Genomic DNA, 19,708 nt, shown 5'->3' with positions numbered 1-19,708 from the left:
AGTAAAACCATATCCTGCAATGTGGAGTCGAAGTATGAAACTGGTTCAACCATTCTTATTTTCTGCTTTGGCCTGTCTGCCCATCATCAGTTTTGCCACCGTCGGCGGCCAGCAACGAATTGAAGTGCTGGGCTATGATCAGAAAGATCAAAAAGTCTATTTGCTGCGCCATTATGAAGATGGCCGTGGCCGTTTGCCGCAGCTGTATTATTACAACTTTAAATCTAAACAGCCGAATCAGCTGGTTCAGGTCAACTCACTGTATATTAACCCCAAAACCAAAAAGATTGACTATGACCAGCAGCCTACCCGCTTTAATGCCGAGTTGGCCAAAATTAAAAACCGCCTAAAACCCTTAACCAAGGTCAGTACGCAACAGGCACAAATTAAGGTTCTGCACAGTAGCAAACGTAGTGCCGACTGGATTAATGGTACGGAACCGGTGCCACAGTGGCAGTATTGTTATCGTGTTGATGCAGGGAACTTCCGCAGTACCGTCCAGCAAGCCACCAGTTACAAGCAAGGCTTGAACATTCACCAGGCCTATAACATCCCGCAGCAGTCCAAAATGCTGGTGACTGTAAAATATTTAGGTATTCCGTTTGAAATGGGCTATCCAATTGAAGATCCGGTTCTGCTCAGCAACTCTCAATAACAGCAAAAATGGAGCGAAAAAATATAGCAGCAAAAAATAAAGCCTCAGATGAGGCTTTATTCAAGTACACGGCAGATTAAGCCGCCGAGGTACGCTCTGCAATTGGCACCACTTTGCGCAGTTCTGGACCGGTATAATCTGCACTTGGACGAATAATACGGTTATCCGCACGCTGTTCCATCACATGCGCCGCCCAACCGGTCACACGCGACATCACAAAGATTGGCGTGAACAGCTTGGTCGGAATACCCATAAAGTGATAAGCCGAAGCATGGAAGAAATCTGCGTTACAGAACAGTTTTTTCTCGCGCCACATCACTTCTTCACAGCGGACCGATACCGGATAAAGTACAGTATCACCCACATCTTTGGCCAGACGCTCTGACCAGACTTTAATAATGCCATTACGCGGGTCATTGTCCTTATAAATAGCATGACCAAAGCCCATGATTTTCTCTTTACGCTCCAGCATGCCCAGCATTTCACGCTCAGCTTCTTCTGGAGAGGTCCAGTTTTCAATCATTTCCATGGCCGCTTCATTGGCACCGCCATGCAGTGGACCACGCAGTGAACCAATCGCGCCGGTAATACATGAATGCATATCAGACAAGGTCGATGCACACACGCGTGCAGTAAAGGTGGACGCGTTAAACTCATGCTCTGCATACAGAATTAATGACACGTTCATCACCTGTTCATGCAGCTCATTTGGTTTTTCTCCACGTAACAGATGCAGGAATTGCGCGCCGATTGAATCATCATCGGTGTTTTCATCAACACGTACGCCGTCATGGCTAAAACGGTACCAGTAACAGATAATGCCCGGTAAAGCGGCCAGAATACGGTCGGCAACATCTTGCTGTACATCAAACGTCTGTTCGGTTTCCAGATTGCCAAGCATCGACACGCCAGTACGCATTACATCCATGGGATGTGAATCGGCCGGAATACGCTCCAGCACTTCTTTTAATGCATCCGGTAACTGACGTAAAGATTTCAGCTTGGCTTTATAGCTGGTTAGCTGTTCGGTGGTAGGTAATTCACCAAAAAAGATCAGATAAGCGACTTCTTCAAACTGGCAGTTTTCTGCCAGATCCTGCACGTCATAACCACGATAGGTCAGACCCGCACCGCTTTTTCCAACCGTCGATAATGCGGTTTTCCCTGCGACTTGTCCGCGCAATCCAGCGCCAGTCAGTACTTTTCCTTCAGCCATTGTTTTAATTCTCCTGCTTGAACAGTTTATCTAATGTGTTTTCAAAGGTGTGGTAATCTAAAAATTCATATAATTCTTTGCGTTGCTGCATTTTATCCAGCACATGGGTTTGTGTGCCATGCTCACGAATCGACTGCATCACTTCCAGCGCTGCTTTTTGCATTGCACGTGTTGCCGACAATGGATATAACACCATACGCACGCCCTGCTCAGCTAGTTCATCAGTGGTGTAATACGGCGTATCACCAAATTCGGTAATGTTGGCCAGTACCGGTACACCGACTGCATCACAAACAGTTTTGTACATGGTAATGTCGGTCATGGCTTCTGCAAAAATGGCATCTGCACCCGCCTCAACACAGGCACAGGCCCGGTCAATCACCGCCTGCAAACCTTCTTTTTGCAAGGCATCGGTACGCGCCATCACCACAAAGTTGGAATCAGTTTTGGCATCGACTGCCGCTTTAATACGATCCACCATTTCCTGCTGGGTCACAATTTCCTTGTTCGGGCGATGGCCACAGCGTTTTTGCGCCACCTGATCTTCAATATGCACCGCAGCAGCACCTGCTGCAATCATTTGCTTGATGGTACGGCCAATATTAAATGCACCGCCCCAGCCGGTATCAATATCCACCAGCACAGGTGTATCGACACGTTCTGTAATACGGCGTACATCTTCCAGGACATTATCGAGGCTGGTCATGCCCAAATCCGGCAAACCGTAGGAATAATTGGCGACACCTGCACCCGATACATAAATGGCTTTATAGCCGACCTGTTTTGCCATCATGGCTGCATAGGCATTGACTGTACCGATAATTTGTAAGGGCTTTTCCGTGTCCAGCGCCTGTCTGAATCTTAAGCCTGCAGATGTTTGTTCTGTCATCGTCCTTTCCACAGTAGTTTCTAATTATTGAGGCTTGAGTATACTCAGAATCTTTGCCTAAACCATGACCAATTAGAATAAAGTCCCTAAAACTTTAGTCAAATATTCAAGTAAATCTGTAAGAAAAAAGTCAATACATTTCCGTCTACGCTATTCCATGCCAAGCGGTCATATATTTGCTACAATTATATTTATTCCTTACCAATTGGCGGCCTGCTCCCTGATTATGCATGATTTGGCTCAGTTAGAACCCTTTAGCAAAGATGTCCCTCCGACCAAGCGTGGGCATGAACGCTGTCTGGCTTTATTATTGAGCGCCAATGACCTGTTTCTGGAACATGGCTACGATGCTGTCTCGCTGGATGATATCGTGCATCATGCCGGTGGTTCCAAGGCCTTTATCTATAAATATTTTGGCAATAAAGAAGGCCTGTTTACCGCCATTTGTGATTATCGTGCGGAAAAGTTCTTTAAAGACATTTGCTTACCCTTTGAATCTTTTGAGGGTGATTTACGGGCTTATTTAATTCATACACTAGATAATTTTAAAAGCCATTTAAGTGTGCCGGCCAATTCTGCCTTTTTAAGGTTAATTTTGGAGCGCACCCAGCACAATGTGGAACTGGCGCGTTATATCTATGAACAAGGCCCCAAGCATTTGCAAACTTCCATTGCACATGCGCTGGATCATGCCGCCGCCCAGGGTCTGATTCGCTGTGAGAATACACTTTATTCAGCGCAGCTGTTCTTTGGCATTCTGCGTAATCTGGAATGGCGGATTTTAATGGGCTTGCCTGTTCAGGATGACCCGCAAACCACAGATGACTATATTCATTACTGTGTCGATCACTTTCTGCAAGGTCACCAAATCGTCTAGTTTTTTGCAATTTCGATTCAATATAGTATATTAGCCGATTCCCTGTTTTATTTAACCAACCAACAACTAATTGTTGTTTTGATTTCAATTTCAGCAATTATTGTGGAGTAACGAATGGCTCTACGTCACTTTCTCACTTTACGCGACCTGTCGACTTTAGAACTTAACCAGATTTTGCAACGCGCAATTGAACTTAAACGCAAGCAGCATCAGCATGAAGTTTTCCAACCTTTTATTGGTAAAGTTTTGGGCATGATTTTTGAGAAGTCGAGTACCCGTACCCGTGTATCGTTTGAAGCTGGTATGAATCAGTTTGGTGGTAGCGCAATTTTCTTATCTCCACGCGACACCCAGTTAGGTCGTGGTGAGCCTATTGAAGATTCAGCACGCGTGATTTCAAGCATGCTGGATATTGTCATGATTCGCACCTTTGGACATGACATTGTGGAGCGTTTTGCTTCTTATTCCAAAGTGCCGGTGATTAATGCCTTAACTGACGATCATCATCCATGTCAATTACTGGCCGATATGCAAACCTTCCTTGAGCATCGCGGTCCAATCGAAGGCAAAACCGTGGCCTGGATTGGTGATGGCAACAACATGTGTAACTCGTATATTGAAGCGGCACACATGTGGGGCTTCAAGCTGAAAGTGGCCGCACCTAAAGGTTATGAGCCACAAGAAAAATTCCTGTCTGAATTTGCTCACTGTGTTGAACTGGTCGATTCTGCTGAAGATGCCGCAGTCAATGCCGATTTAATCGTGACCGACGTGTGGGCCAGCATGGGTCAAGAAGAAGAACAGAAAATCCGTGAACAGGCATTTGCCAACTATCAGGTTAATGAACGCCTCATGGATCTAGCGCATCCAGATTGTCTGTTCATGCACTGCCTGCCTGCACACCGCGGTGAAGAAATTTCAGAAAATATGCTGGATCATAAAAATTCTGTGGTTTGGGATGAAGCGGAAAACCGTCTACACGCACAAAAAGCCCTAATGGAATTCCTGATCAACGAGCATTTAAAATAATTGCTAACCGCATCAAGATAAAAAAGCACCGTTCATTCCCGGTGCTTTTTTCGTTTTGATCAAGTCATGAAATCCGGATTAATGATCATCTTTTAAATAGCGCGCTTCACGTGGAATTTGCAGACTATAGAAGAAACAGATCACCCGCATCACAATCACATAGATAAAGAAACTGTTTTCAATACCGGCTGATTTAAACTGTAAAGCCACTGAAGGGGCTGAGCCGCCAAATACTGCATTACCAACCGCATAAGAGAAACCAACACCGAGTGCACGCACATGCGGCGGGAACATTTCCGCTTTTACAATTCCACTGATCGAGGTATACAGACTTAACAGCATCATCAGAAAAATCAGCAGTAAGGCCACCATCATGGGTGAATCACTAAAGGCACGCATCCCGATTGCCATAACAGGATAAATGGCAATCGCCATCAGACCACTAAACAGCAGCATCGAATTTCTGCGACCAATCCTGTCTGATAAAATCCCGAAGAATGGCTGCGCCACCATCAGAATAAAAATACAGCCCGTCATGATTAGCCCGACCGTCTGCGAATCAATGCCGATATTGGTCAGATAGGTTTTGGAATAAACCGTAATCACATAGAAACTAAGTGAACCCGCCGAGGTATAGCCCACCACCAGCAAGAAAGTTTTCCAGTGATTTTTAAACAGCTCTTTTAAGCTGCCTGACTCTTCTTTATCGCTGTCTTCATGTGACAACGTTTCTTCCAGACGGCTTCGTGCCAGCAGTGAGGCAATGGCAGCCAGACCACCAATCACAAACGGAATACGCCAGCCGCCATCCTGTAACTACTGCTCGGTCATAAAACTCAGGAAAATTACACCCAGCAAGCTGGCCAGTAACTGTCCGCCGGTTAAAGTCACATATTAGAACGAGGCAAAAAAGCCGCGCTGACCTTTTAAACCCAGCTCACTCATATAGGTGGCAACCGCACCATATTCCCCGCCAACCGACAAGCCTTGTAACAAACGCACCAGCAACAGCAGGAACGGTGCCGCCATCCCGACTTGCTCATAAGTCGGCAATGCAGCAAACAGAAAGGAACTGAAGGCCATTAGGCAGATGGAAATCACCATGGACTTTTTACGGCCATGTTTATCGGCAATACGTCCAAACAGCCAGCTGCCAATCGGACGCATAAAGAAGCTTGCCGCAAATACCCCCCAGACATAAATGGCCTAGGTAGAACTATCCATGTTCGGTGCAGTCAGCGCTTGGGTAAAGTAAACCGCAAATACAGCATAGATATAGAAATCGAACCATTCGACGAGGTTGCCCGAGGCCGCCCCGATAATTCCCTTAATTCGACTGGCTTTTTGCTGTTTGGTATAAGCTTGGCTCAAGGTTTATCTTCCTCATTTTTAATTTATTGAAATTTCTCATATAGAGGCGATAAGCTCTTGCCACATAAGGAGATATTTTTGCTTAGATACAGCATAAGCGCGTTGCTAATATAACTTTTAGTGGCTTTGTTGCATAAAGATTTTAAAGATAGAGCTTTCCTAAGTTGTTTAAATTTAAGTGACAACTTGGGTATGAGCTCGGCCTAATTCCATAAATTTATTTAATACTGCCACACGTGCATGAATCTCATTCACCTGGCTTTGAAAACTCCGTGCACTGAGTTTATCTCCCAATAATTTGATGCAATGCATCTTGGTTTCTACCAAGCTTCGGCGATGATACCCAGACCACTTTTTCCAAATTGCTCTTCCTAGGCATTTAACCGTTTTCAACAATTCATTTCTTTCTAAAGATCTCAGCTTTTTGTCTTTCCAGGGCTTCGCATTTTTTCTTGGCGGAATCACCGCATGTGCCTGTCGATCTGAAATGACTTTTCTGCAGTGTTTCGTGTCATAAGCACCATCTGTATAGACAGAATCAATCTGCTCATCAAGTGGAATTTGATCAAGTAAATCTTCGAGTACTTGTGAATCACTGACATTGTTTGTCGTGAGCTGAACGGCCCGTATTTGCAGCGTTTCAGCATCTATACCAATGTGAAGTTTACGCCATTGGCGACGATATTCAGGCTGATGTTTCTTACGTTTCCATTCACCTTCACCTAAAAACTTCAAGCCAGTAGAGTCGACGAGTAGGTGGAGACCATCACGACTTTTCTGATAGCTTATCGCAATATCAATATGCTTTTGTCTTCTACAAATAGTCGAATAATCTGGTGCTGTCCAATCTAATCTACAAAGTTTAATGAGGCTCTGAACAAAGCCAGTGACCATGCGTAAAGTGAGTCTAAATAGAGATTTGATCATCAAACAGCATTGAATCGCTATGTCGGAGTAGGTTTGACTTCGACCTTGTTTGCCTTGAGGTTCTGCATACCATTGTGTTTTTGGATCGAACCAAATGGCAATATTCCCACGATTAATGAGAGCTCGGTTATATGCGGGCCAATTGGTTGTGCGGTAGATTTTGTGTGTAGGCTTCTTCATTTGGAAATTATATTGCCGAAGGAGTCCTTAAGAACAGCTTTGTGCAACAAAGCCACTTTTAGTGGAAACTTCACACAAAAACAAAATGTAATTTTTAATCAATTTTTTAGTTAAAAAGTCTTTAAAAACAATAATTTACAGATAAATAGATTATATATTTCTTATATTTATAAAGATGAAGCCAGATCGGGTGGTTGCTTATCCGCCCTATTCATGTTGATATAAATACCTAAAATACAGATCATAATGTGTGACTCGAATGAACAATAAAATCTATTTGTCGACAGTTTTAGCCCTCGGACTCAGTGTCTTTTCATTCACCAGCCATGCCAGTGAACTGGACCAGTATCTGCAACAAAAACAGATCATTGATGCCGAGTACAAAATCAAGAATACGACCGGACTTAATGAAATTCTGAATATTATTAGTGTGGAAGATTCACGCACCCTGCCGTATCAGGTCGATCAGAATACGATTATTGAACAGATGCAGCTATTTGCAGACCGAGTTGAAGTGAAAGGTTTGATTAGCAGCCCGGATTTCGAGCAGTTTGCTCAGGATGTTGGCCATAGCGAAGTGAAAAAAATCATGAAAAAGAATTTACTGCAGAATTGTGAGATGATTTTTGAGCATCAGTTCCAACGCGTCAATCCCTACCGGATTGAGCTGCAGTTAAGCTCGGCGCAGCAGCAGTATCAGTTACAGCTAAAAAATTCGGAATGTCAATTCTAAACCAACCCGATTAATCACTAACTGCGGTAGTAAATCCTGCCGCAGTAAATTCCCATTTTCAGCCCACAATGACAATAGAAAAATTAACGCACCAGTCCTTGTGGCTGCAAAATAATAATCAGCGCGCCGCACATCACCACCAGACCACCCAGCAGATCCCAACGACTTAAACTGACTTGATCAACAAATTTCAGCCACATTAAAGCAGTGAAAATATAAATCCCACCATAAGCGGCGTAAATTCGCCCTGATGCTGCCGGATGCAAGGTTAACAGCCAGACAAATACCGCTAGAGCCAATACCGTAGGCAACCAGAGCCAATGTGATTTCCCCTGATTCAAAATTAAATAAGGAAAGTAACAGCCCAAAATTTCCGCCACCGCCGTCACCAAGAACAGACAAACCGTGGTCAGAATTTTAGTGATAGAAAAATCCATAAAAACTCACAATACAAGTGACGCGCAGCTTTCCAATAGAAAGGTAAAAAGATAAACCTTAAACAAACAAAAGCCCGTGCATACACGGGCTTTCATATTCAAGTACAGGATTAAGCCGGTTCAGCGGTTTGATCTTCAAATACTTCAAGTTTCAAACCGGTGGCTTTACCGTTTTCTTTCTTGACAGATACGGCTACATTGCCGCCGTGTTCAGCCAGCTCACCAAATAGGATCATCTCTGCCAGTGGTTTCTTCAGGTGTTCCTGAATTAAACGCTGCATTGGGCGTGCACCCATTAAACGGTCATAGCCATGTTCAGCCATCCACTCACGTGCATCCTGATCTACTTCAAGAATGACTTTTTTCTCATCCAGCTGAGCTTGCAGTTCAGTCAGGAACTTGTCGACCACGCTTTCAATCACGCTGGTCGGCAAGGCTTTAAACTGAATCACGCTGTCCAGACGGTTACGGAATTCAGGCGAGAAGGCTTTTTTCATTGCTTCCTGGTTGTCATTGCTGTTGTCCTGTTCCATAAAGCCAATGCTGACACGAGAAATACTTTCTGCACCAATATTGGTGGTCAGTACCAGCACCACATTACGGAAGTCTGACTTACGCCCGTTATTATCGGTCAATGAGCCATGATCCATAATTTGCAGCAACAGGTTAAACACATCCGGATGGGCTTTTTCAATTTCATCGAGTAGCAGCACACAATGCGGATTTTTATGAATCGCATCGGTGAGCAAACCACCCTGATCAAAACCGACATAGCCCGGCGGCGCACCAATTAAACGGGACACCGCGTGGCGTTCCATGTACTCCGACATATCGAAGCGGACCAGCTCGACACCCAGCAATTTGGCCAGCTGCTTGGTGACTTCAGTTTTACCCACCCCGGTCGGGCCGGCAAATACAAAACTACCCACTGGTTTATCAGGCGATTTCAAACCGGCGCGTGACAGTTTGATGGCGGATGCTAACGCTTCAATCGCTTCATCCTGACCGAACACCACACGTTTCAAATCACGTTCCAGATGCTCAAGCACAGTCTTGTCATCTTTAGACACCGTTTTCGGTGGAATACGGGCAATTTTCGCCACAATATCTTCGATATTTTCCACGGTAATCAGACGATCTTCCTGCTCATCTTTCAGACGGCGCTGTGCACCGGCTTCATCAATCACGTCAATGGCCTTGTCTGGCAAGAAACGGTCATTAATGTATTTAGATGACAACTCAACCGCAGAAACCAGTGCTTTATCATCATATTGCACATGGTGGAAATCTTCAAATTTTGATTTCAGGCCACGTAAAATATCAATGGTTTCAGGAATTGATGGCTCATTGACATCAATTTTCTGGAAACGACGCGACAAGGCATGATCTTTCTCAAAGACCTGACGATATTCCTGGAACGTGGTCGAACCGATACAACGCAAAGTGCCATTGGCTAGCGCTGGTTTAATCAGGTTCGAGGCATCCATGGTGCTGCCCATGCTGGAACCGGCACCAATAATCATGTGGATTTCATCAATAAATAAAATTGCTTCCGGCTTTTTCTTTAACGCATTTAACAGCTGTTTCAGGCGTTTTTCAAAATCACCGCGGTATTTGGTTCCGGCCACCAAGGCACCAATATCCAGACTGTAAATTTCTGAATTGAGCAGTGGTTTTGGCGCTTTACCATTCACAATTAACCAGGCCAGACCTTCGGCAATTGAGGTTTTACCCACCCCCGGATCACCGACCAGCAGCGGGTTGTTTTTGCGACGGCGACATAAGATTTGCGCGGCGCGTTCAATTTCTTTTTCACGGCCAATCAGTGGGTCAGTTTTGCCCTTCACCGCTTCATTGTTGAGGTTGGTGGTATACAGCTCCAGCGGACCGCTATTGGCCGAAGTTGAGCTTTCCCCATCGAGTTCTTCAATTTCTTCTTCGGCTTGCGATTCTTCTTTACGCGTACCATGAGAAAGATACTGAGTTAAGGTTAAACGGTTAATTTGATGGCGTTTTAATAGATATACGGCAAAAGAATCCCGTTCCGAATACATCGCAACCAGAATATCTGCGCCTTCGACTGTGCGATCACCACCACTGGATTGCACATGGAAAATTGCTCGCTGCAAAATACGGTCAAAGCTTTCCGTTGGATGCGGTGCCTGATCGCTGTTTTCACCGAGTTTAGGGGTATGTTGTTCTACATATTCTTCAAGTTCTTTGCGCAGCACAATAATATCTGCCCCGCATGCTTTTAGCGCATTTACTGCAGAATCATTGTCGAGCAAAGCCAATAATAAATGTTCTACCGTCAGAAACTCATGTCTCTTTTGACGAGCCATGCTAACAGCCAAACGTAATGATACTTCTAATTGACGACTGAGCATGTAACCCCCTTAGTTTTTAGGCTCAATCTGACAAAGTAATGGATGACCTTGAGATCGAGCGTAATTATTGACTTGGTTTGCTTTGGTCTCTGCGATGTCTCGCGGATAAACCCCTGCAATACCTTTTCCTTCGTAATGTACAGTTAGCATTACTTGAGTCGCTTGGTCAAGATTCATTGCAAAGTATTGTTGTAAAATTTCAATTACAAAGTCCATTGGGGTGTAGTCATCGTTCAATAAAACGACAGCGTATAGTGGTGGACGCTTTAATTCAGGCGGCGCCGTTTGTACGGCAATGTCTCCGTCCTCATGCTCATTCGGCTCATCCGTACTTAAACGCGGATTAAAATGCCAGTCCACTATGCCGGACTGCTGAAAAGACTGTTTGATTTCGTTTAAACAAATTGGTCGTTTGTTACTTCGCATAAGAGATTTATTTCACAGTTATTGCGCAGTGGCTTCTGCTTGCGGTATTTCAGAGATAAAGGCAGAAGGCGCTTCCGTGGCTTTTCCACGTGCCCAGCTGAATCGTTTGGTCACAGGGGTACTACCAGTTAAACGCACTTCAATAAATTGCGGACTAAAGCCTTTTGGCATGGTCCAGCGGCCGGTCAGGCGCTCATAATTATCAAAATTGAAATTATTGTCTTCCATGGGCACCACCAGCACCTCGGTGCCCTGAATCAGACGCAGTTCAACATTGCCTGAAGCACGGCGCTTATTCGGGCTGATTTGCACCAGATCGAGCTGATATTCATAGGCATTATCGGGTAAAGGTTTAATCCCAATATTCTGGATGGTCAGACTTAAACCACCCCGATTACGCAGCACTTCACGGTATAAATTGCCCATGCCATCGGCCTGGATTTTATCATTACGTGCCTGATTCAGGGCCGCATACAGGTCATTGGCATTGCTGACCGCTACATCACGCTCCTGAACCGCTGCATTCAGGGTTTTATTCAGGCTTTCCAGACGAACTTTCTGTTCCTGTACGACTTCAACCAGCTGCTCTGCATCGGCATCATAACCGACCACAGTCAAACCCTGACGATGCCCCACCGAATAGCCCAAAAAGCCGCTGCCTAACATTAATACAGCTGCACCGAGTACGAGAGGTAAATTGCTTTGCATAAAAGGTTTTTTCGGTGGCGTCGGTTGTGACGTGGTATTGGTATCCGTATTCTGCATCGTCATCTCTTGTTTTGATTGCATTCAAACCACACATTTAAATCGAAATCTAAATGTGTGTGAAGTCGAAAAGCGTTTCTTATGGTAATAGACCAATCACCTCGAGGCCAGCCTGCTCTGTAAAGCCAAACATCAGGTTCATGTTTTGTACCGCCTGACCGGCTGCCCCTTTCACCAGATTGTCCTGTGCCACCAGCACCACCAGTTTCTTCGGTTGCGGCTTGTACAGCGCAATACGTAACTGGTTCGCGCCGCGTACTGAACGCGTTTCAGGTGAGCTGCCTGCTGGCATTACATCTACAAACTGCTCTTGCGCATAAAACTGTTCATATAGCGCCTGTACATCTGTCGCATCCCCTGCATCGGTCAGGTCAATATACATGGTGCTGAGCATGCCACGAATCATCGGCACTAAATGCGGTACAAACACAATGTGGTTAAACACATCTTTTTGACCAGAAATATTTTCCAATGCTTCCACAATTTCCGGATGATGACGGTGACCTGCCACCCCATAAGCCTTGAAGTTATCGGCATTTTCAGAGTAAATCATGCCCAGGCTGGCTTTACGGCCGGCACCAGATACGCCTGATTTGGCATCAATAATAATGCTTTTAGGTTTAATCAAGGTTTCAGCAGATTTTAATAATGGCGCCAAACCTAATTGCACGGTAGTTGGATAACAGCCCGGGTTGCCAATCACCTGTGCTGTTTTAATCTGCTCACGGTTCAGTTCAGATAAACCATAAACTGAATCTTTAAGAATGTCCGGACACGCATGTTCCATGCCGTACCATTTTTCGAATTGGGCCAAATCCTGTAAACGGAAATCTGCCGCCAGATCAATGACTTTGGTATTGGCCGCAACCAGATCGGCCGCGTGTTTCATGGCAACACCGTGCGGCGTAGCAAAGAACACCACATCACACTGTTTTAAATCTTCAATATTTAAATCTGAATAGCATAAATCGGTATGACCACGTAGACTTGGGAACATATCATCGACACGGCGACCAGCTTCAGTACGTGAGGTTAATACAGTGACCTGTACCTCTGGATGTCGTAGTAAAAGACGTAAAAGTTCAACGCCTGTATAACCTGTACCGCCGACAATACCTACTGAAATCACGTTCATACCTCAATCAAGTGTGCTATGTTCAATAAAGCAGTAGTATGACAGGAAGTTTGTGCTTTCTAAACCTTTTTACTCGGTATTGATGGTTTTTTGTCTTATGTATCTATTGGATCGATCAGAGTACTGATTTTTCAAGAAAATGAACGAGGAGTGGGTGAGTTCAACAAGGATGACCCGGCACCCTCACCCCAACCACCAATACGGCAACTGAAAGCGTTTTAAAAATTGTCGATGCTGCTGAAACTCAGGATCATGCCGCGCCACCTCTGCCCAAAAGCGCGGGCTATGATCAAAATGGCGGGTATGCGCCAACTCATGCACACAGACATAACGACAAATCGCTTCTGGCATTAATACCAGCGCACTATTCAGCATAATATCGTGGCGGGCCGAGCAACTGCCCCAACGGGTTTTCGGCTGGCGGATATTACAGCCGTTAAAGTTCAGTCTGGTATCCAGACTCAACTGTTTTAAATACAGCGGCAAATGCTGCTTGGCATAAGCAATCATAAAGGTTTTTAAATAAGCTTCAGGATGCCGATCACTAATCCACAACTGTAAAGCAGATTCATCCCAGATAAAATTCTGTTTCTGGCTCTGATAACCAATCTGAATGGGTGTATTGAGATTAAACAGTTGTAATTCAGCAGGCAGGCTCTGATCAATCTGCTGCAACTGGGCCTGCTGTGCTTGCCAGGTTTTTAACAGCCAGCCTTCGGCATCGGCAATAAATTTCTGGATTTGACGATTGCTACAAAAAACAGGCGCCGTGACTTTTATCTGCTGACCATCGACACGTAAACGCAGTCGCGTCGCACGAACATTACGGGTGATTTGAATTTCAGGAAGGTCGGATAATGTCATTATTGTTCTTTTTAGAGAGTCCTCCCCGACCCTCCTTTAATAAAGGAGGGAGAAAAGCCCCTCTTTTTTAAAGAGGGGTTTGGGGAGATTAACTCTTAAAGCTGTTAAGTTTAAATTGCAGTACGCTCTTCGATACCGTTATTGGTTGCAACAATAGCAATATCAGCTTTGTTTAAAGCAAAAATACCGTTACACACCACACCCGGAATGTCATTGATGGTTTTTTCCAGTTCCAGTGCGTTCAGGATGTTCAGGTTATAAACATCTAAAATCACATTGCCGTTATCGGTTACCACACCTTCACGGTACGCCGGATCACCCCCAAGTGCGACCAGCTTGCGTGCCACGGCAGAACGTGCCATTGGAATTACTTCAACCGGTAGCGGGAATTCACGGCCCAACTGTTCAACCCATTTTGAATCATCAACGATACAAACAAATTTTTTCGCAATCGACGCGACAATTTTTTCACGGGTTAACGCCGCACCGCCACCTTTAATCATGTGCATATGACGGTCAATTTCATCTGCACCATCGACATAGGCATCTAAACCGCCCACGCTGTTCATATCCACGACCTCAATGCCCAGCTTTTTCAGGCGCTCTGCCGTTGCTTCAGAACTGGCCACAGCCGCTTCCAGTTGCAATTCTGGCAATAAATCGATGAGGAAATTGACGGTACTGCCTGTGCCTACACCCAGAATCCCGCCTTTAGGCAAATGTTTTAAGGCTGCTTTTGCCGCAGCTTGTTTCTTCTCATCTTGGGTTGCATACAGACTCATGACTTCGCTCAACTATTTTTTGACATTTGATGCTGATTTTACAGCCCAAATGTACAGGGGTTTGTTACAATAAACCCCTATTTTAAACTGTTAGATGGAAGATTAACATGCTGTCTCGTTTGGTTCGACAAATTTTACAAGCAACAGTCTACGATGTTGCAATCGAAACCCCACTCGAAGCAGCGCCACGAATTAGTGAACGACTGAATAACAACATCCGCTTCAAGCGGGAAGATTTACAACCGGTCTTTTCTTTCAAACTACGCGGTGCCTATAACCGTATTAGCCAACTACCTAAAGCGCAGTTAGAACGTGGCGTGATCACAGCTTCAGCCGGCAACCATGCTCAAGGCGTGGCTCTTTCAGGAAAAAAACTGGGGATTCGTGCCATTATCGTGATGCCTAAAACCACGCCAGATATTAAAGTACAGGCGGTAAAACGTTTAGGTGGCGAAGTAGTACTACACGGCGATTCGTTTGATGTGGCCAACAAATATGCCATTCAGCGTGCCCAGGATGATGGCATGACCTTCATTCCACCTTATGATGATGAACTGGTCATGGCCGGCCAAGGCACCATCGCCAATGAAATTTTACGTCAATGGCGCGATGTCGATTATGTCTTTGTTGCCGTAGGTGGCGGTGGCCTGATTGCCGGTGTAGCAGCGTACTTGGGTGATGTCGCTCCGCATGTCAAAGTCATTCCAGTGGAATATGATGAATCAGCCTGTCTGAAAGCAGCCTTAGAAGCCGGTGAGCGTATTGTTCTGCCTTCGGTTGGTCTGTTTGCCGATGGAACTGCCGTGGCACAGATTGGTGAAAAACCATTTGATGTGATTCGCCTGCAAAAATCAGACAACTCTGGCCCGATTGTCGAACCGGATGTGGTGCTGGTGAATACCGATGAAATCTGCGCTGCAATTAAAGATACTTTTGATGAAAACCGCAGCATTGTGGAACCATCAGGTGCTATGGCCTTGGCCGGCATCAAAAAATATGTCGAGCAGCATGAGCTGATTGGTAAAAATATCGTGTCGATTGTTTGCGGCGCGAACATGAACTTTGACCGCCTACGTTATATCGCCGAGCGTACTGAACTGGGCGAACGCAAAGAAGCGATTTTTGCAGTCACCATTCCAGAGCAGAAAGGTTCCTTCCTGAACTTCTGCCGCGCCCTGCAAGGCCGTAATATTACCGAGTTTAACTATCGTGCCAGTGATGCATCGGCCGCACAGGTCTTTGTCGGCATTAGCTTAAAAGGCGGTGAAAAAGAACGTCATGACATCTTTGAGGCCTTGAAAGTGCAATATGATGTTGATGATCTGTCCGATGATGAAGTGGCCAAACTGCACATCCGCTATTTAATTGGCGGTCATGCCGATATTGAAAATGAACGTCTGTTCCGGGTGGAATTTCCGGAGCGTCCAGGCGCCCTGCTGACCTTCCTGGAGCGTTTAGGCCCGACCCATAACATCACCCTGTTCCATTACCGTAACCACGGCGCCGCCGAAGGCCGTGTGCTGGTGGGTCTGGAAGCCAGCGATGCCAAACAGAACCCGGACGGGCTGATTGAAACCCTGGAAAGCATTAGCTATCCATATGCGGAAATTAGCAATAACTTAGGTTATCAGCGCTTCCTGAAATAAAATCCAGTTTAAAAAACCGCCATTTGCTGGCGGTTTTTTATTGGTTTACACAAACACCCTAAGAAAAATGATGTAAATATCCACCTGATCTTTAAAATAAATTTATATTCACGCTAACCATAAAAATGTAATTAGGAACACACTATGGCGCAATTTGCAGTCATTGGCTTAGGCAGTTTTGGTGCCACCGTTGCCACGCAACTGGTCAGCCTGAAACATGATGTGATTGGCATCGATATTAATAAAAAGTATGTGGAAAATATTGCCGAGGAAATTACCCACGCCGTGATTGCCGATGCTACCGACGAACACGTGCTACAGGAGCTGAATATTCAGAACTGTGATGCGGTGGTGGTGGCCATTGGTGAAGATATTGAAGCCAGTATTTTATGTGTGCTGCATCTGAAAAATATGGGGCTGGAAAAAATTTATGTCAAAGCCAAGTCCAAAGCCCACCACATGATTCTGACCCATCTGCAGGTCAGCAAAATTATTCATCCGGAAGAAGATATGGGTGTCCGCATTGCCCAGTCACTGAGTTATCCGATGGTCAGCCGCTATATGGCGCTGGAAGATGACCACTTTATTGTCAAAGTGGAAGTCACTGAAGCCTTAAACGGTACGCGCTATCATGAGTTTATCGGTCATGCGCCAGAAGTGAAAACCCTGCTGCATAAACGCGGCAGCGAGATTCAGTTCAGCCTCGATCCGCAGTTAATTATGCAGCAAGGCGATATTCTGGTGCTTGAAGGCCAGGTTGAACAGCTGAAACGCTTATCCAAGCATTTTAAATAGCCATGAACCACATGACGAAGAATAAGACTGCCTATAAAAATACGGCGAAGCCCAGCACAGCAACCACGGTCAATTTAAGCCCGCCGAGTCTGCTCGCACTGGGATTTTTAAGCTTTATTGTGATTGGGACCTTGCTACTTAAACTGCCCTTTGCCCATGAGGGGGACCTGAGCTGGTTACAGGCTTTATTTACTGCCACCTCTGCGGTGACCATTACCGGCTTGTCGGTGGTCAATGTCGGCGAGGCCTATACCGTATTTGGCCAGATTGTGATTATGCTGTTGCTGCAATGTGGCGGGCTGGGCTTTATGACTTTCGCAATTCTGGCCGCCATGAGCCTGTCACCGAAAATTGGCTTAAAACAGCAGATGATGGCCCAGGAAACCATTGGTCAGACCAGTCTGGCGACGGTGGGCTTTACCATTAAAGGCGTATTACTCTATTCACTGTTTTTTGAAGGCATCGGCACCTTTATTCTGACCCTGGCCTGGCTGCAGGATTACGATTTTCTGGAAGCCTTTTTCTATGCCGCCTTTTATAGTGTTTCGGCTTTTAATAATGGCGGATTTTCATTATTTCCCAACAGTTTAATGAGCTTTGCCGATCAATATCTGATTACCTTTACCATCAGCATGCTTTACATTATTGGCGGTGTGGGCTTCGTGGTGCTAATGGACATTAAAAAAACCCGGCGCTGGCATAAACTCAGCGCCAACAGCAAACTGATTCTCTCCACCATTCTGGGTTTAAACCTGTTTGCCTTTATCACCATCTGGTTACTCGAAGCCAGCAATCCTGCGACGCTGGCCGCCATGAGCCTGACCGATCAGGCCTGGAATGCCTGGTTCCATGCCACCGTGCCCCGTTCTTCGGGCTTTAACAGTCTGGATATTGCCAGCATGAGTGATGCTTCCAATTTGCTGACCATGTTTCTGATGTTTATTGGCGGAGGCTCTTTAAGTACCGCCGGTGGCATTAAAGTCGGCACCTTTATTATTGTGGTATTAAGCGTGATCAGCTTTTTACGACGCGCCGATGAAGTGCGGGTGTTTAATTATTCGGTACCGGAAAAAACCACCTTTAAAGCCTTGGCTGTGGTGTCAATTACTGCATTTTTAGTCTTTGCCGGGATTTTCAGCCTGTTGCTGCTGGAACCTGAACATGAGTTTATGGACTTGCTGTTTGAAGCTGTTTCTGCGGCCTGTACCGTAGGTTTGTCTCGCGGGATTACCGGAGAATTACAACCCATAAGTCTGGTGGCCTTAATGCTGCTGATGTTTGCCGGCCGTTTAGGCCCACTGACCTTAGCCTATTTAATTGCCACGCCTAAACGCAGCCGTCTGCAACATCCCACCACCGATATTCAGATTGGTTGATGCGCGAGTTCCGTTATCAACTGAAATTAAAAAAGCCACTGTCTACAGTGGCTTTTTGCGGGTGCATGAATTTAGAACCAGTTCATTAACGATACACCTAGGCCGACATAGGTCGCGCGGTGGTTATAATCAATCAGGCTTTCTCCATAGCCATCAAACAGCTGGAAATGCCCTCTTAATTTGCCGCTAATCGGGAATACCCAGTCAAACTGGGCAGCGCCATGCGCATCATCTCCACCTTTTAGGCTATGCCGTAACATCAGCGAGAAATCATGATCTTTCCAGCGGTAGAATGCCAGCATATCGCCACGGCCAATATAGTTTTTAATATCCGGGTTGTTGTCATCACTGCGGTCTTCTTCAATGCGATACCACGGACGCAGCATCAGCGCAAAATTATTCTTTTCAAAGCCCAGATTCAAAATGACCCGGTTCCAGCTCCGTGACAGCGGATCGGAACGGCCATTGGACTGATGGTTCAAGGTCAGGCCTAACAAGCGCCCATTCAAGCCCAGAATCTCATAATTGGTTCTGAACATTAAACTGGCTTCAGGTTCATAATTGGTTTCACGAAATGGGCGTGATTCTTCACCATTATAAACCTGCCAGCGTGAGGACTGGGTATAGCCGAGCCAGAGATCGCCATTATCGCCCAGCAGGTTTTCAACCGCTTTGGTTTTTAGTGACAACTGGAATTTGGCTTCGGTTGATGTCAGGTTCTGCTGCTGCGCTTCAGTAACGGTATTGTTTTCATTCGGACTGGATGGACGTTCGTTTTTATCGGAGGTCCAGAAGCCCGGCATCAGATACACCGGTTGATAAGCCCGGATATTCCAGGTGCCCAGCTTGCTTTCGGGTGCCAGTTCCCAGCGTTTATCCAGTAACGACACATTCGGATCAATATGTGAGCCTTCCAGCGAAAACAGGTTGTTCACCCCGGCCACAATTTTTTCTTTAACGGTTTCTGGTGGAGGGGCCAATTGCTGCGCCGCCTGACGCTCGGAAACCAGATCGGCCTTTTCTGCTTCCGGCAACTTGAATAAAGCATCATAACAGGCTAAACGCTCGGCATTGGACTCCAGCGCCACACAGGCCTCCGGTGTCGGCGGAATGGTGACCACCGTTGCTTCCAGCGCCTGTACATGTGTCACAAACAAAGCGCTGAGTGCAGTAACACTCAGCGACCAGCTTGTGCGCTCAACAGGATTGAACGCCATA

Annotated in this window: 18 protein-coding genes and 1 pseudogene; 7 read left to right on the top strand and 12 right to left on the bottom strand. The window is 45.7% G+C overall.

Annotation, left to right across the window (positions count from 1 at the left end):
• The first annotated feature begins 34 nt into the window (after window positions 1-34).
• On the top strand, window positions 35-655 hold the full coding sequence (locus tag F905_RS04545; RefSeq protein WP_005177741.1) for a hypothetical protein: 621 nt from the start codon (window positions 35-37) through the stop codon (window positions 653-655).
• Window positions 656-731: 76 nt separating this feature from the next.
• Here F905_RS04545 and prpC read toward each other — a convergent pair whose 3' ends face one another.
• Window positions 732-1,871 (bottom strand): bifunctional 2-methylcitrate synthase/citrate synthase, encoded by a 1,140-nt coding sequence (prpC, locus tag F905_RS04540; RefSeq protein ID WP_005177738.1) that lies wholly within the window; start codon window positions 1,869-1,871, stop codon window positions 732-734.
• Between the two features lie 4 nt (window positions 1,872-1,875).
• Window positions 1,876-2,760, bottom strand: coding sequence for a methylisocitrate lyase (gene prpB, locus F905_RS04535; RefSeq protein ID WP_005177735.1), 885 nt, complete (start codon window positions 2,758-2,760; stop codon window positions 1,876-1,878).
• Window positions 2,761-2,986: 226 nt separating this feature from the next.
• Here prpB and F905_RS04530 point away from each other — a divergent pair, with 226 nt between their 5' ends.
• Both F905_RS04530 and argF read left to right on the top strand, forming a co-directional pair.
• Window positions 2,987-3,637, top strand: a complete 651-nt coding sequence (locus F905_RS04530; RefSeq protein WP_034597529.1) for a TetR/AcrR family transcriptional regulator — start codon at window positions 2,987-2,989, stop codon at window positions 3,635-3,637.
• A 114-nt stretch (window positions 3,638-3,751) separates the two neighbouring features.
• Entirely contained in the window at window positions 3,752-4,666 is a 915-nt protein-coding gene (argF, locus tag F905_RS04525; RefSeq protein ID WP_005177730.1) for an ornithine carbamoyltransferase, read from the top strand.
• A 78-nt stretch (window positions 4,667-4,744) separates the two neighbouring features.
• Here the strand turns inward: argF and F905_RS04520 are convergent.
• Both F905_RS04520 and F905_RS04515 read right to left on the bottom strand, forming a co-directional pair.
• Window positions 4,745-6,037: pseudogene (locus F905_RS04520) on the bottom strand (MFS transporter).
• A 174-nt stretch (window positions 6,038-6,211) separates the two neighbouring features.
• The gene (locus tag F905_RS04515) at window positions 6,212-7,144 is read right to left on the bottom strand and encodes an IS5 family transposase (RefSeq protein WP_034597525.1); all 933 of its coding nucleotides are present in this window, start codon (window positions 7,142-7,144) and stop codon (window positions 6,212-6,214) included.
• Window positions 7,145-7,403: 259 nt separating this feature from the next.
• Between F905_RS04515 and F905_RS04510 the strand changes: the two genes are divergently transcribed.
• On the top strand, window positions 7,404-7,877 hold the full coding sequence (locus F905_RS04510) for a hypothetical protein (RefSeq protein ID WP_005177720.1): 474 nt from the start codon (window positions 7,404-7,406) through the stop codon (window positions 7,875-7,877).
• Between the two features lie 83 nt (window positions 7,878-7,960).
• On the opposite strand, the gene F905_RS04505 is transcribed toward F905_RS04510, so the two are convergent.
• From F905_RS04505 to rpiA, 7 genes are all read right to left on the bottom strand, one after another.
• Window positions 7,961-8,314: a YnfA family protein gene (locus F905_RS04505; RefSeq protein ID WP_005177718.1), complete on the bottom strand. Its 354-nt coding sequence runs from the start codon at window positions 8,312-8,314 to the stop codon at window positions 7,961-7,963.
• Window positions 8,315-8,424: 110 nt separating this feature from the next.
• On the bottom strand, window positions 8,425-10,701 hold the full coding sequence (gene clpA / locus F905_RS04500) for an ATP-dependent Clp protease ATP-binding subunit ClpA (protein WP_005177712.1): 2,277 nt from the start codon (window positions 10,699-10,701) through the stop codon (window positions 8,425-8,427).
• 9 nt (window positions 10,702-10,710) lie between these two features.
• Window positions 10,711-11,127, bottom strand: coding sequence for an ATP-dependent Clp protease adapter ClpS (clpS, locus tag F905_RS04495; protein WP_034597522.1), 417 nt, complete (start codon window positions 11,125-11,127; stop codon window positions 10,711-10,713).
• 18 nt (window positions 11,128-11,145) lie between these two features.
• Entirely contained in the window at window positions 11,146-11,892 is a 747-nt protein-coding gene (locus F905_RS04490; RefSeq protein WP_005177701.1) for a DUF6776 family protein, read from the bottom strand.
• A 79-nt stretch (window positions 11,893-11,971) separates the two neighbouring features.
• A complete protein-coding gene (gene argC, locus F905_RS04485; RefSeq protein WP_171065059.1) occupies window positions 11,972-13,027 on the bottom strand; it encodes an N-acetyl-gamma-glutamyl-phosphate reductase in 1,056 nt (351 codons plus the stop codon).
• Window positions 13,028-13,210: 183 nt separating this feature from the next.
• Window positions 13,211-13,891, bottom strand: coding sequence for a M48 family metallopeptidase (locus tag F905_RS04480; RefSeq protein ID WP_005177691.1), 681 nt, complete (start codon window positions 13,889-13,891; stop codon window positions 13,211-13,213).
• 110 nt (window positions 13,892-14,001) lie between these two features.
• Window positions 14,002-14,673 carry a ribose-5-phosphate isomerase RpiA gene (gene rpiA, locus F905_RS04475; RefSeq protein ID WP_005177689.1) on the bottom strand — a complete coding sequence of 224 codons (672 nt, stop codon included), beginning with the start codon at window positions 14,671-14,673 and terminating at the stop codon, window positions 14,002-14,004.
• 107 nt (window positions 14,674-14,780) lie between these two features.
• Between rpiA and ilvA the strand changes: the two genes are divergently transcribed.
• The 3 genes from ilvA (at window position 14,781) to F905_RS04460 (ending at window position 18,490) form a co-directional block, all read left to right on the top strand.
• On the top strand, window positions 14,781-16,319 hold the full coding sequence (gene ilvA / locus F905_RS04470) for a threonine ammonia-lyase, biosynthetic (protein WP_005177685.1): 1,539 nt from the start codon (window positions 14,781-14,783) through the stop codon (window positions 16,317-16,319).
• A 144-nt stretch (window positions 16,320-16,463) separates the two neighbouring features.
• Window positions 16,464-17,114: a potassium channel family protein gene (locus F905_RS04465; protein WP_005177682.1), complete on the top strand. Its 651-nt coding sequence runs from the start codon at window positions 16,464-16,466 to the stop codon at window positions 17,112-17,114.
• A gap of 11 nt (window positions 17,115-17,125) precedes the next feature.
• Window positions 17,126-18,490 (top strand): TrkH family potassium uptake protein, encoded by a 1,365-nt coding sequence (locus F905_RS04460; RefSeq protein ID WP_005177680.1) that lies wholly within the window; start codon window positions 17,126-17,128, stop codon window positions 18,488-18,490.
• A gap of 71 nt (window positions 18,491-18,561) precedes the next feature.
• Here F905_RS04460 and F905_RS04455 read toward each other — a convergent pair whose 3' ends face one another.
• Entirely contained in the window at window positions 18,562-19,707 is a 1,146-nt protein-coding gene (locus F905_RS04455; protein WP_005177679.1) for a phospholipase A, read from the bottom strand.
• Window position 19,708 lies beyond the last annotated feature (1 nt).

Origin of the sequence: Acinetobacter sp. CIP 53.82 (assembly GCF_000369465.1) — a bacterium.
GTDB classification, from domain to species: Bacteria; Pseudomonadota; Gammaproteobacteria; order Pseudomonadales; family Moraxellaceae; genus Acinetobacter; species Acinetobacter indicus.
Note: the sequence above shows the minus strand (reverse complement) of the source record. Positions and strands in the feature narration are given on the sequence as shown.